We start from the raw sequence: 13,723 nt of genomic DNA, 5'->3' as shown, positions 1-13,723 counted from the left end.
ATGAATTCCTATACTGCTTGGAGAGGCGCGTCAAGATTACTGATGGAGGCGGAATTGAAACCAGTGCAGGGCACTCGCTTTCAACCCACTGGATTTCCTGATTTAGGAGCAGCTGAGTACGATAGTCCCGATGGTGGACGGCGCATGCTGCTCGTCGAATCCGCCCAGAGTATGGCTAATCGTCTCGAAAATGTGTGTTGGGATTTGAATGAGAACAATTGGGTCGCCCCACTGCGCGGATTACCACTCGTGAAAGTCGTCAGTGAAGACGGCGGTCCTCTGACAAATTCCGTCTTGGAAGCGCACCGTCTCAATTCTCCGTACATTTTAGAAGGCGCGGACCGCAGTGTCTTCGATTTGTTGAAGAGGGAATTGGTCGATTTTGAACAAGGCCCGGTGGATCTGCGGAAGTTTGCCAGTGTTGTCTTTCGCCATGACACGAATGCGTTGTTGCATGGTCTCTTTTTGGCAAAAAAAGAACTTGCAGGCGGGCGCTTGAGACTGCCGCGCGTACTGTCTTCTTTCATTGAGGCGGAAGATGTCAAAGTAGTTCAGCACGGTGGAGTCAAGAATGACACAGTAAACCCGAGCGGTGACACTTCGAAGGGGTTCGGCAACGTACCTTTCCATCGTGAGGATTATACGGCGGAGCGCGTGGTAGCTTACTTCAACCTCGATTTGGCACAAATTTGTTCCTTCGGACTGGGAGAAACTGCAGAAGAATTTCTTGTGCTCTTTTCTCTTTTCAAAATCCGGCGTTTCCTTCAAGACGGACTCAGACTCAGAACGGCTTGTGATTTTTCTTCGAGTCCTTTGCAGGTCACGCAACCGTCTGGCCTCCAATTGCCAAGTCTTGAGGAATTGGAGAACCTCATCCCTCAATATATTGACTCCTTGAAGAGCCAGGGTAAATTTGCTGAACCACTGGTGGTCCGCTACAGCAAAAAGTGAGGTGATCCGTCATGCTGACGATAGAATTCCGTTTCGTGAATGGAATGTACCATGCTACACCGTGGCAGCGGCATGTGAATGAGGCTGACGTGGAGTGGCCGCCCTCCCCATGGCGAATTCTTCGCTCATTGATTGCCGTTTGGTATCGTAAGGCGGGTTACGACCACTTTGCAGAATCCGATTTTCGTGCTTTGATGCACTCGCTGTCTGAAGAACCTCCCGTCTATTCGCTGCCAGCCGCCGTACACAGTAATAAGCGGCATTACATGCCAGTCGGTGAGATTGGTAAGACCACTTTGGTTTACGATGGGTTTTTAAAAATGTCGAAAGACAGCGCAATTCTGGTACATTGGCCAAACCTCAGCCTGACGGAAGAGCATCGGAAGTTACTCGACTATCTGCTCGACCGGCTCACTTATTTAGGACGCGCAGAGAGCACAGTCATAGCAAAGTTGTTGCAGGAATTGCCTAGCGAGCAACTAGACATCAATTGTGCACCGCTTTTTATGGTTAGCGGAACGGAACAAGGACTACGCGGTGCGGAGGGCTACGGACCGTCTGGCTTCGGACTCACCGAAGGGGAATTGACCAAGGTTCTAACACCGATGACGGTCAATCAATATCAAGAGTGGAAGAACGCTGAGGATACAAAGCGAGAGCAGGAAGCGTCAGCCGAGGGGAATCGAGGGCGAGGTAGGTCATCAGCACGCCATCGCAATGCAGCGACGGAGTTGCCTACAGATTTGTTCGGAGCGCTCTGCATTGAGACCAACGATTTAGGACAGCAACAGCGGTTGGAACCACCGGGATCGAAATGGGCTATGTATGTGAGGCCACAACTAGAGGAGAGGACGGAAGCCGTGCGTACAGCACAACTCGCACAAAAAACGTCTGCAAGACGGACTTCCTACAATGTGGCACGCTTTGCATTGCATGGCGTAGTGGCGCCATCGATTACCGAAACCGTCGATGTAGCGGACATCTGCCATCTTGCACTGCTCAGCCGCTGCGGTGAAGGAGCGCCGACGGTAGTGTCGGGGCGGGAAGAGGATGGATCTCTCAGTTTGCGGGGGCACCAACATCTGTTCATTTTACCGGAAGACGCAGATTGTGATGGGAAAATTGACCATATCGTCATTTCTTCTGTCGATGTTTTTACGCCCGTGTTGGAGAAAGCGATTCGCGGAATGTCAGAACTCTGGTCTCCTGCATGGTGGCCGGGCCAGGTAAAACGATGGAACCTCTTTCTTGAAGGTTTGTTTGTTCACGGTGAGAGAGGCAGTCTTGAAAAAGCTTCTTCTGTGTTTTCGCAAGGCGAAATTCCCCTGCTCGCACGTAGCCGACGATGGGTGTCTCAAACGCCATATCTACACCCTTGGCATAAGAAAAGGAATGGGAAATTTTCAGCAGACGAACAAATTGTCCGCGAACTCATGCTGCGGGGGCTTCCGCGACCGATACACATGGAATTGAAACCGTCTGTGGACATTCGCGGCCGTCGCTATGAGGTTAGCGAATTTCGAAGAGAGAGGCGGTCGAAGAGGCAGCAGTTGCCCGACACACGTGGTACTTTTTGGGAATTGGAGTTTTCGGAGATGGTCCAAGGGCCACTTGCTCTTGGGTCGCACTGCCACTTTGGTCTCGGACTCTTTGTCCCTGCCGGACAGACAGACCATGCCACAGCCGCCGATTCTATGTGAATGATTCGTCCGAGTCGTGGACCCGTTTTCTTGAGCAACAGGGTGCATTTGGAGTTGCTAAGAACGTGTTTGTGCAGGTACGATTCATCGTGATGCTGTCATCAAGGGGCCAACAGGTTATTTCGGTTAAATGAAACCTCATAAGACGAAACGGTAGTACTGATGAGAAAGTTAGTTCGTGCGAATACAGCTCAAACTTCTGCGTGTGCCGTTGGTCGAAAGAATTTGTTGATAGAGGAGAACCGTGCCATGACAACGCGAACCACAAGTGATAGCATAAATACGGGGGTTTCGCGATTCCAGAAATCCCAGGTAGGCCAGGCGTCCACCGGGATCGAGACATGGAGTCGCTTTGCCGGATTTGCAATTGGACGAGTGGTTCGCGTTTTTGGCCTGAAGCAGAGCGCCACTGGCGGCGTGTAGCGCGAGCCGTCACTCCGCAGGTTCGACCTGCGGCCCCATTGAAGCGCCGTCACCACGTCCGCCATCGTATCCCCATGGTAAAGTCACTCCGCAGGTTCGACCTGCGGCCCCATTGAAGCAGTATAGAAACAAAAACCACCGAACAACTAATCAGGAGTCACTCCGCAGGTTCGACCTGCGGCCCCATTGAAGCGACTCAGACCGGCACGATGCCGAACAATGGCAGCCTGTGTCACTCCGCAGGTTCGACCTGCGGCCCCATTGAAGCGGGATGCGCTGCGTGCGCTGCGTGACGTACAGCACCCCAGTCACTCCGCAGGTTCGACCTGCGGCCCCATTGAAGCCCTCGATCTGATCCAAAGCTTCCCAAACTTCGATATCGTCACTCCGCAGGTTCGACCTGCGGCCCCATTGAAGCGTTAATTGTCCGCTCACCACAAGATACTCGTTTTCCGTCACTCCGCAGGTTCGACCTGCGGCCCCATTGAAGCACTACGTAATGGTCGCCTTTTCGGGGTGGCATTTTCGTCACTCCGCAGGTTCGACCTGCGGCCCCATTGAAGCGGATAATGACTCTTGGGAGTGATAATCTTGTGGGGGTCACTCCGCAGGTTCGACCTGCGGCCCCATTGAAGCCTTATTGCAAGAGGGGAGATAGTTTACGTGCCTAGTCACTCCGCAGGTTCGACCTGCGGCCCCATTGAAGCATGCGGTATATGTGCTGCAAGATCGATAGGGAGGCCGTCACTCCGCAGGTTCGACCTGCGGCCCCATTGAAGCGTTCAGGAAGACTACTCGATCCGGTGCTTGGCCTGTTGTCACTCCGCAGGTTCGACCTGCGGCCCCATTGAAGCGCCCAGCCAACCGTAGGCGCGATCACCCATCAGTAGTCACTCCGCAGGTTCGACCTGCGGCCCCATTGAAGCAAGGCCCAGCGAGTGTAACGGTAGAGGTCAAGGCGTGCAGTCACTCCGCAGGTTCGACCTGCGGCCCCATTGAAGCTTCAAAGGGGTACGCTACCTACGAGGATTGGCTTAAGGGTCACTCCGCAGGTTCGACCTGCGGCCCCATTGAAGCCGATTTAGCAGCGGCAACCGAGCTCATCCAAACCAGTCACTCCGCAGGTTCGACCTGCGGCCCCATTGAAGCAACGCGAGGTCCGTGACCACGGCCAACGGCATCACGCCGCGTCACTCCGCAGGTTCGACCTGCGGCCCCATTGAAGCACCGGAGGAAATGGGAGATATCGCGGCTGCAATGCTGTCACTCCGCAGGTTCGACCTGCGGCCCCATTGAAGCCCGAGATGGATCGCAGACTCCAGCGCATTGAGGACGTCACTCCGCAGGTTCGACCTGCGGCCCCATTGAAGCGTCGATTGTATCGTCGTCCGCGCCATTCAGCGCGAAGTCACTCCGCAGGTTCGACCTGCGGCCCCATTGAAGCTTAGAGACCAACCTCACAAAAACCCCCTGCCGACCGGTCACTCCGCAGGTTCGACCTGCGGCCCCATTGAAGCTGCGCCTGGAGCTGCGGCGCGAAGAAGCGCTCTAAGTCACTCCGCAGGTTCGACCTGCGGCCCCATTGAAGCAACACGACGATCCCCCCTTAAAAATGCACTCGGCTGTCACTCCGCAGGTTCGACCTGCGGCCCCATTGAAGCGTGTGATAAGCCAAAAAATAAACGCTATCGAGACCAGAGTCACTCCGCAGGTTCGACCTGCGGCCCCATTGAAGCCTCCAGACTACTTGACATGCCAAACTTGGCGTTTATAGTCACTCCGCAGGTTCGACCTGCGGCCCCATTGAAGCTCCTCCATTCGCACCACTCCGCACGTTTTGTGTCGTCACTCCGCAGGTTCGACCTGCGGCCCCATTGAAGCCCGCAGATGCACCAGCATAACTCTATACTGCTGTGCGGGTCACTCCGCAGGTTCGACCTGCGGCCCCATTGAAGCATCCTAGGGATAATTGGATATGTTATGTACATAATGGGTCACTCCGCAGGTTCGACCTGCGGCCCCATTGAAGCGCAGCCATCGCCGACTCCGCCATCGTGTCGACGTACGGTCACTCCGCAGGTTCGACCTGCGGCCCCATTGAAGCATGGAATTGTAAAACATTAGTGTTCTTTTCACTGCATGGTCACTCCGCAGGTTCGACCTGCGGCCCCATTGAAGCAGCAGCCTTCGACGCTTGGCAGCATCCGCTACGCCGTCACTCCGCAGGTTCGACCTGCGGCCCCATTGAAGCGCTTTAGCGATGGGTTTGATGCCGATCTCGGCGTTTGTCACTCCGCAGGTTCGACCTGCGGACCCATTGAAGCTCCCCATGCCTAAAGGCAGCGGTTTTACGGCGCATTTGTCACTCCGCAGGTTCGACCTGCGGCCCCATTGAAGGTCTCTGTCGGGTGTGTAGATGGCGTAGGTCACTCCGTCACTCCGCAGGTTCGACCTGCGGCCCCATTGAAGCATCCAAGATTCCAAAGGAGGTGATGCTTTGGGCATAGCGAATACTTTCGGCCAGAAACTCAGCTGTACCCTTTTGGCAATGCGTGCTTCCTTCTCGAAGATGGACGTGTACGCCATAGCCCTCAAGGCCAAGGTAAGCAAAAATAGGAGCGTGTCAATTAGCAACGCAGCGAAGGAGAATTCGTCTGCGCGGAAAGGCACAATGTGGTCAAAGTCACTTTTGTCTTGGCAGAGTAAACCTAGGTATGATTAGGCGACGTCACGGTTGGAAATGTCGGGAGCACCGATCCCAGGTATGGTAGTTTCGTTCAATCTTCTTACTGAATTGGTTTTATCCAACAGCAGTCCCACAAGGGACAGGTCGGAATGTGTAGAAATGGTCTCATCAGACTGTTCGATGATGAAGCGCAAGAGATCACCTCATTGGTGAATTCGGATAATCCGGAATATCTCCCGATCTCTCATTTTACTTCATCATTCTATTGCTTTCGAGAGATTTCAAATACTTATGTCACGGATTCAGGGAATAATTAATTTTTGCTAATTAATGTTAAATAATCCCTTTGGCTGCTTTTAAAACATTCAGTGGAGTATCATGAGATATATATTCGTAACATGTTGTATTCATGACCCATACAATTATATCTTGATAAACATATTTGCTGTGTGGGTTGTCATGGTCATTGACGAGGAATAAGCCTGTCGTTTCTTTGCGATGTGTATAATGCTGTTCGCAATATTTTACTAATTTCTTAGCCAGTGTAAGATTTCCCGTATCCCCTTTCAAAGCATTTATCTCAAATCCCCATGTCTGGTACTTCCACATATACCCACTATGTCCAAGGCCACCACCTGACTGTGCCCTTATGCCATATCCAAGGTTAAATTCAGGGAACTTTTCTCTGAAGAATCTGTTGTCCATAATATTTCCTAAGTATGTTTTTTCGAAAATACTACTCATGTAATGAAGTGCCTTCCCTCTAGTGGGAAAGTCTTTTGCAACTACCCTTGAATTCAATTGCAGACTACCTACGTTCTTTTGTATACTGTGCGGTCGCGTTTTTTTCTCTGAAGTGCAACTGGTAATGTATTTTAGAGATACTTTGGCCCATGAGGATGAAGTGTCGCCTGGGGCAGTCCCACACCCCGTCACGGTCAAGCCCGTCAACGCCAGCGCAGCTGCGCTAACTCCCCACAGTCGTTTTTGCATCGTGACCACTCCTCGTAGGTTCTTGTAGACTAGCGCCCATCATCCTTCCGTCTTCTTAGACGGAGCCACTCGGGAATATAGTGGTCCCAGGGATTTAAACAACAGAGAAGGGACCGGTTAAGCTACAATCATGGGTATGAGAAAACATTACACGGCATCATTCAAAGCACAAGTCGTCTTGGAACTTCTCAAAGAAGAGAAGACAATCGCCCAGATTTCATCGGAGTACGGTGTTCATTTCACAATGCTTCATCGCTGGAAGAACACGGCTGTGGAGAACCTGTCCAGCGTTTTCGAGGATGAAGGCAAGAAAACCGCCGCTGCCCTCAAGAAGGAACATGAAAAGGAAACTTCGGAACTCTATTCAAAAATCGGTCGCTTAACCACTGAGGTTGAGTGGCTCAAAAAAAATCTGGCATCAAACCGGACTAGAGCAGAACGGGTTGCCATGGTCGATTTTCACAGCGAGAAGCTCACCGTTTCCCGCCAGGCTGAGCTGCTCAGTCTGAATCGCTCAAGTCTCTACTACGAGCCCGTGGGCGTATCTGACGACGAGATCCGTCTCCAACGGCGCATCGATGAGATATACACGGAACGACCCGTTTCAGGCAGCCGTTACCTTACAGCCATTTTGCGGCGAGAAGGTTGGAATATCAACCGCAAGCGTGTCGTGCGGTGCATGCGTACCATGGGGATAGCAGGCGTTAGTCCTGGACCGAATCTCAGCAAACGTAACTTGGCACACAAGATTTATCCGTACCTGCTCCGAGGCGTGAATGCCAGTCGTCCGAATCACGTCTGGTCTGTGGACATCACATACATCCGCCTTCAGCATGGATGGATGTATTGGGTGGCCGTGATGGACGGGTACTCCCGCTACATCGTCAGTTGGGAGCTTGACCAGACACTCGAGATTGACTTTGTCCTGAAAGCGGGCAAAACCGCCCTAAGCCAGGCGAAACCAGAGATATGGAACAGTGACCAAGGCAGTCATTTTACGAGTCCACAGTACACAGGCATTCTCAAAGAGGCTGGCGTCAAGATCAGTATGGATGGAAAGAACCGAGCTGTGGATAACATCTACATCGAGCGGTTCTGGCGCACACTAAAGTACCAAGCAGTGTACACAAAAGAGTACGCTACGCCCAGGGAGGCGAGAAATGAAATCACAAAATTCATACACAAGTACAATCACGAACGACCGCACCAATCGCTTCGATATCACACGCCGGCAGAGATCTACCTGATGGGAATGAAACCGGAAGATCCGATTCCTACCTGCTCTCGGCAAAACACATATACAGCAAGGGAGATTGCTTAGGGACAACTAACGACAAGGCAAAAGCAGGGGAAGCCGCTTCGCTCATCCCCTCTGGCCGACGGCCATTCACCCCTCCCACTCCTCCTAAAAAAGGCGTAGGGAAAGGGAAAACAAGACTATAGCTTAGAGATTCGAAAATGCTATCTTGACAAATGGGGTCACCATATCCATACCCCCCATGTATGGAACCCTGATCGCGTAATGGTGTTAGAGAACGGGTCACTCATATGGGACGCCCCAAAACATCTCTTGTGGGCACAGTCACATGTTGTGCCCCTTCATCGTGAACTTGTTCAGAAATCAGACTCGCCACAGTGTGCATCTGGGACATAGATAGCGAGACGGTGGGAATCGATGGAGTCTGGATGAGGTGAAGGAGTCCTAAATTGTATGAAAGGGTGAACGGTTTATGCCGATACAAAAAAGAGGTTGGACCCGGTTGCTTCTCGTCACCGGTTTCCTGATTTACGTCGGAGTCACGTTGTGGCTATATCATGGCCCACTTCACACGATTCTATTACCATCCGGAATGACGGACATCGGCGTTCTATGGAACTATGCTGCGTTTGTCATACTGGTGGGCGTCCTGTTCCTCTTTCGTAACTTAACTCCCAATCGAGAAGTACCGAAGTTACGAGCAACGTGGCAAAACTTTGGAACGTTGCTTGGGTCGATGGTTTTACTATTTGGAGTGGTATACGTAGTATGGTTTCATATGGTGTCTTACATAGAATCTCTGATGCAGTCCAAGATTTTCCCTATGTTGTCTCTCGCTGCGAATGCGAAATTCATAAATGCTCTGCTCGGGATAGTAGTGGCGGCGATTTTTGTGAGTATTGCCGTATGGAAACTAAAGGGTTGGCGACGTCAATCCTTCTCTCTATCGTGGGCCACTGGATTGTTGCCCCTGGTACTTGTGTTGGTGAGTACGCTCTTAGTCATCGTTCAAGATCGTTTGTTTTCAGTCAAAAGCTTAGCGGTTCCGAATGGTAACCTTGTCGATGCGCTGGTTATTTTTGCGTCACAGTTTTTTATCAACGGCTTATTCGAAGAAACTTATTTTAGAGGTTATATGTTTCCTCAACTGTTGGCGTGGGTTCGAAATCCATATTTGGCTGCATGGATCATGATAGTTTTCTTTGATGCTTTTCACATTCCTCAAAGCATCGTTGCTGCCCATGTCGTGCTTTCTTGGTGGCAATGGTTGTTATGTTGTATGTTTCCGTATATGCCTACTGGGTGGCTATTCTGGGCTATTTACTATCGTACGCGTTCTGTGCTGCCTGGGGCCTTGTTCCACACGTATATTACGAACTGGGCAGATGCCTTCCTTTTCTATATGCGTTGAACGGAAGCAGTTCCATCCGGAAAGAAGCCATTCCTGTAATGAATTAATTTGGGGTTTGAAATAAAAAGAGCGCCTCCTGTATGCTGGGTTCCGAATGCAGGACATTCATTCCCTAAATGAGGAGGACGCTCAATATGAAGTATAAGATGTAACAGAAACAGAATCAACGAATTCAAGAAATTACCGATTGTACGCTGGTTGTTGGAGCTGACATTGCAAAGCAAACGCACGTAGCGAGAGCGATTGATTTTCGTGGGATTGAACTCGGTAAGGAATGCGTTTTTGCTAACGATGATGAGGGTCTGGCGAAACTCGAAACGTGGATGAAGGAGTTACAACGGCTGCACGGCAAGACGGATATCGTCTTTGGCTTTGAGCCGACTGGACCCTACTGGTTCCCGTTAGGCGCCTTCATCCAAGAGTTGAACGTGCGATTTGTACTGGTGAATCCGCACCACGTCAACAAGAGCAAAGAGTTGGAGGATAACTCTCCCACGAAGAACGATTACAAGGATGCCAAGGTCATTGCGAGCTTGGTGAAAGACGGCAAGTACACCGAACCCAAACTCCCAACCGGTGTTTATGCGGATTTACGAATCCTCATGAACCTGAGAGAAAAGGTCATGGTGAACCTAGGCCAGGTACAGCGGCGGATTCAGAACTGGCTGGACCGGTTCTTTCCGGAATACACAGAGGTGTTCAAGGACTGGGAAGGCAAAGCATCTCTCATTACGCTGCGTCAGTGTCCTTTTCCACAGGAGCTTGTCTCACTAGGTGCCAGTGGGATTGTGAGTCAGTGGAAAAGTGGTGGAATAAAGCGTGCTGTCGGCATGAAACGAGCCCAACGGCTTGTCAGAATCGCTGAAAGGTCGATTGGTCTGAAAGAGGGGCTCACGGCTGCTCGCTTGGAACTGACGGCTTTGCTAGAACAGTATGAGCTATTCACCCGGCAGCGTGATGAAATCATGGTGCAAGTGGAACAATTGCTTGGCCGGATTCCAGGCACTCAAGACATGCTGAGTGTGCCAGGGATGGGTGTGACGACGCTGGCAGGGTTCTTGGCTGAAGTAGGCGACCTAAAGGGATACGACCATGGACAACAAATCATTCGACTTGCTGGACTGAATCTGAAAGAGAACAGTTCCGGCAAGAGAAAAGGGAAAACTGGCATCTCCAAACGAGGACGCTCCAGGCTCAGGGCATTACTCTTCCGGGCGATACTACCGATGGTCGCTATGAACCCAGAGTTCAAGGCATGGCACCATGATTACACGACACGACCGTGCAATCCCTTGAAGAAGAAGCAGTCGTTAATTGCACTATGCGGGAAACTGATTCGTGTCCTGCACACATTGGGGACAAAGCAAGTTCAAAACAACGCAGACGATTTACTGGGACCCCTTCGGAAGTCTCAACTACAGATGGCTGCTTGAAACTGGCTCAAACTCGTAAATTCGATTGACTCGCTTACTGACGATGAAACACCAAGACAAACAGAAGCGCGGATAAGCCGTAGTATCTACACCGTAAGGGCAACGCCCCAGTAAAGGAGCAAGAAACGGCATCCACCCCTTGAGAGGTAGTACGAAGGAATGTGAGGGCATAGACCCAATGTGACATGGGAGGGTAAACCGCAAGGGAACGTGTGGACATCCAAAGGTGCGAACATATTTTTGTTCCACGTATTGGTCAAATAACGCCAATCTCTGTTCCTGCAACTGAGTAACCGTTTGAAAATTGACACATCGAGCATTCTGGAATACCTCCCAAATTGTCAAGGTGTGAAATCGTGAGAATGAGAGAGTAAATAGAAGAAAACATTAATTCTTAGTGGGGGAGTACACGTTGGGTTTGGTCACTCCGCAGGTTCGACCAGTGTCTCTTGTCGCCGTGGAGGTTTTGAACCCGCGGTCGGTGCTTGCAACCCGCAACCTGCAATCCACCACCACCCGGTGACTCCCTGCTGGACTGCTCGCCCATGCTGGTGATGTTCTTGTGTTGCGTGAATCGCGAAAGACACATCGCTTGGGGATAAGTCTCAACTCGTGTCACATGCCTCCAATCCGTACACGTACATCCCTCATCCTGCTTTGGTGCAGTTTTGTGTGTAAATTCGTTTAATTATCGGTTGGTCAGACGAAGATGGGAAATAGCATCCTTGCTGTCTGTTCGTCAGCCGCATGCGAGACGTTCTATTGCGTGCGCCACAATCAGCCAACGAAGAGGAAGCCGAAGCATAAGAATTGAAAGGGGGATATATTCGTGATGGAGGCGGGGCGGGTTGCATCGGACGAATCTCCTAGCTCGGTGCAGTTGTCGGCGTTGCAGCATTATACCTATTGTCCGCGTCAATGCGCATTAATTCATGTGGAGCAAGTGTTCTTGGAGAATGTGTACACCGCAACGGGTCGTTGGGCACACGAACGGGTAGATGTCGAAGCGGTGGCCTGTGAGCACGGTGTACAGGTGTTGCGCGCGCTGCCCGTGTGGTCCGATGTGCACGGATTGGTGGGAAGGTGCGACGTGGTAGAGCTTCATGCGGGTGTGCCGTATCCGGTCGAATATAAGCGTGGGCGGCGCGAAGCACATCGATGGGATGATATTCAACTGTGTGCGGAGGCGATTTGTCTCGAAGAGATGTTTGGTGTTCCTGTTACTTCAGGCGCCATTTATCATATCTCGTCAAAGCATCGTCGCGAAGTGAGCTTCACGACGGAACTGCGGGACATGGTCGTGCAGGCGGTGCAGGCGGTGCGCGAATTGCTAGAGAGGGAAGAGCTCCCGGCGGCGGTCAATGACGCACGCTGTACTCTATGTTCGCTACGCTCGGTCTGTATGCCTGAGCAGACGGACGGTAAACAGCGTCGCACTTGGGTCCAGGTTTTGGAGGGAATGGAGGCGAATGAATCTTGCGTGTAGCTATGCAGACGCTCTACGCACAGACTGATGGGACAACCCTTCGCCTGCAACACGACACGGTGTTGGCGACTATGGAGAAACAGACTTTGCTGCAAATTCCCCTTCAACATGTGCAATCAATCGTCGCGATAGGCCGGGTCTCCATAACCAGCCCGTTGCTGGAACGATGCGCAAAGGATGGGAAATCGGTTGTTCGGATGAATGGTCAAGGGCGTTTTCTATATCGATTAGAAGGCCCGCGCTCAGGCAATGTGTTGCTTCGTATTGCACAATTCCAAGCGGTCTCTCATCCCGAAAAGTTGGTGCCGCTGGTTCAGTCCATACTTTCTGGAAAATTGCACAATACACGGCAGACGTTACTCCGTTCTGCACGCGACTCGCGTCGAGAAGAGTCTAAAGAGCGGCTGCGGGACGTGGCTGATGATATTGCCCGAGATTTGCGAAGACTTCCATACGTCACCGACTTAAACGCTCTTCGCGGAGTCGAAGGAATTAACGCCAAGCGCTACTTCTCAGTATTTGAACATCAGTTCACCCAATGGGATAGTCCGGTGACAAGATTTCATGGACGATCTCGCCGGCCTCCTCGAGACCCGGTCAACTGCCTGCTGTCTTTTCTATATGCGCTCCTTCACCACGATGCGATGTCCGCCATTGAGAGTGTTGGATTGGACCCGCAAATTGGCTTTCTCCACACGCTTCGGCCCGGCCGCGCGTCACTTGCCCTCGATTTGATGGAGGAGGTACGTTCAGTGCTGGCGGATCGCCTTGCAATCACTTTAATAAATCGTCGCCAAATCCAAACGGATGACTTCGAGTTTCTTCCAGGAGGCGCAGTATCGCTTTCGGAGAGCGGGAGGAAGACGGTCTTGTCCGCCTATCAGATGCGGAAGCGGGAAGAATTTCAGCACCCGTTGCTCGAGCAGCGGCTTGCGCTAGGTGACGTACTCCCGGTTCAAGCGAGACTTTTGGCTCGGGCGGTGCGGCGCGATCACCTGTCGTATATCCCTTTTTACTTCAAGGCGTGACTGAAGGATGACGATGGAATATGTGGTCACTTACGATATTTCGACAGAATCTCCTGACGGAGTGAAGCGGTTGCGACGCGTCTCCCAGATGTGCCTCAATTATGGTCAGCGGGTGCAAAAGTCTGTGTTCGAGTGTCGCCTTGACGAATTGGGCTACGCGGAGTTTGTACGCCGGATGGGAGAACTCATTCATCCGACGGAGGACAGTGTGCGCATTTACCACGTTCACCGCCTACACGGCTCCGGGGTGGTAAGTCTGGGGAAAGATGTTGGATTCGACTTGGACGATCCGCTCATTCTCTAGCCGCTCTCCGATTCTTCACGGACTTTGGTCGATGGATTTTTCCGCCCATG

At 51.7% G+C, this 13,723-nt stretch carries 9 protein-coding genes, 2 pseudogenes and 1 CRISPR repeat array; of the genes and pseudogenes, 9 read left to right on the top strand and 2 right to left on the bottom strand.

What is annotated here, in order from left to right; all coding sequences use genetic code 11:
* The 3 genes from cas7g (at position 1) to M4I36_RS01695 (ending at position 3,074) form a co-directional block, all read left to right on the top strand.
* Entirely contained in the window at positions 1–951 is a 951-nt protein-coding gene (gene cas7g, locus M4I36_RS01705) for a type I-G CRISPR-associated RAMP protein Csb1/Cas7g (RefSeq protein WP_258109921.1), read from the top strand.
* A gap of 11 nt (positions 952–962) precedes the next feature.
* The gene (gene csb2, locus M4I36_RS01700) at positions 963–2,651 is read left to right on the top strand and encodes a type I-G CRISPR-associated protein Csb2 (protein ID WP_258109920.1); all 1,689 of its coding nucleotides are present in this window, start codon (positions 963–965) and stop codon (positions 2,649–2,651) included.
* 249 nt (positions 2,652–2,900) lie between these two features.
* Positions 2,901–3,074: a hypothetical protein gene (locus M4I36_RS01695; protein WP_258109919.1), complete on the top strand. Its 174-nt coding sequence runs from the start codon at positions 2,901–2,903 to the stop codon at positions 3,072–3,074.
* Between the two features lie 8 nt (positions 3,075–3,082).
* A CRISPR array of direct repeats spans positions 3,083–5,544; the repeat unit is 37 nt; unit sequence GTCACTCCGCAGGTTCGACCTGCGGCCCCATTGAAGC.
* Positions 5,545–5,547: 3 nt separating this feature from the next.
* Here M4I36_RS01695 and M4I36_RS16760 read toward each other — a convergent pair.
* Both M4I36_RS16760 and M4I36_RS01690 read right to left on the bottom strand, forming a co-directional pair.
* Positions 5,548–5,697: pseudogene (locus M4I36_RS16760) on the bottom strand (IS1380 family transposase); the annotation flags it as partial.
* 396 nt (positions 5,698–6,093) lie between these two features.
* Entirely contained in the window at positions 6,094–6,753 is a 660-nt protein-coding gene (locus tag M4I36_RS01690; RefSeq protein ID WP_258109918.1) for a hypothetical protein, read from the bottom strand.
* A gap of 136 nt (positions 6,754–6,889) precedes the next feature.
* Between M4I36_RS01690 and M4I36_RS01685 the strand changes: the two are divergent.
* The 6 genes and pseudogenes from M4I36_RS01685 to cas2 all read left to right on the top strand — a co-directional run.
* Positions 6,890–7,996, top strand: a pseudogene (locus M4I36_RS01685) (IS3 family transposase); the annotation flags it as partial.
* 487 nt (positions 7,997–8,483) lie between these two features.
* Positions 8,484–9,422, top strand: coding sequence for a CPBP family intramembrane glutamic endopeptidase (locus M4I36_RS01680; protein ID WP_258109916.1), 939 nt, complete (start codon positions 8,484–8,486; stop codon positions 9,420–9,422).
* Positions 9,423–9,592: 170 nt separating this feature from the next.
* Positions 9,593–10,855 carry an IS110 family RNA-guided transposase gene (locus tag M4I36_RS01675; RefSeq protein WP_258109948.1) on the top strand — a complete coding sequence of 421 codons (1,263 nt, stop codon included), beginning with the start codon at positions 9,593–9,595 and terminating at the stop codon, positions 10,853–10,855.
* A gap of 832 nt (positions 10,856–11,687) precedes the next feature.
* Entirely contained in the window at positions 11,688–12,341 is a 654-nt protein-coding gene (gene cas4 / locus M4I36_RS01670; protein WP_258109947.1) for a CRISPR-associated protein Cas4, read from the top strand.
* Positions 12,332–13,369, top strand: coding sequence for a type I-C CRISPR-associated endonuclease Cas1c (gene cas1c, locus M4I36_RS01665; RefSeq protein WP_258109915.1), 1,038 nt, complete (start codon positions 12,332–12,334; stop codon positions 13,367–13,369). Before cas4 ends, cas1c begins: the two co-directional genes overlap by 10 nt.
* Positions 13,370–13,376: 7 nt before the next feature.
* Positions 13,377–13,673 carry a CRISPR-associated endonuclease Cas2 gene (gene cas2 / locus M4I36_RS01660; protein ID WP_258109914.1) on the top strand — a complete coding sequence of 99 codons (297 nt, stop codon included), beginning with the start codon at positions 13,377–13,379 and terminating at the stop codon, positions 13,671–13,673.
* Positions 13,674–13,723 lie beyond the last annotated feature (50 nt).

This window comes from Alicyclobacillus sp. SP_1 (genome assembly GCF_024706985.1).
Taxonomy (GTDB): Bacteria; Bacillota; Bacilli; order Alicyclobacillales; family Alicyclobacillaceae; genus Alicyclobacillus_I.
Note: the sequence above shows the minus strand (reverse complement) of the source record. Positions and strands in the feature narration are given on the sequence as shown.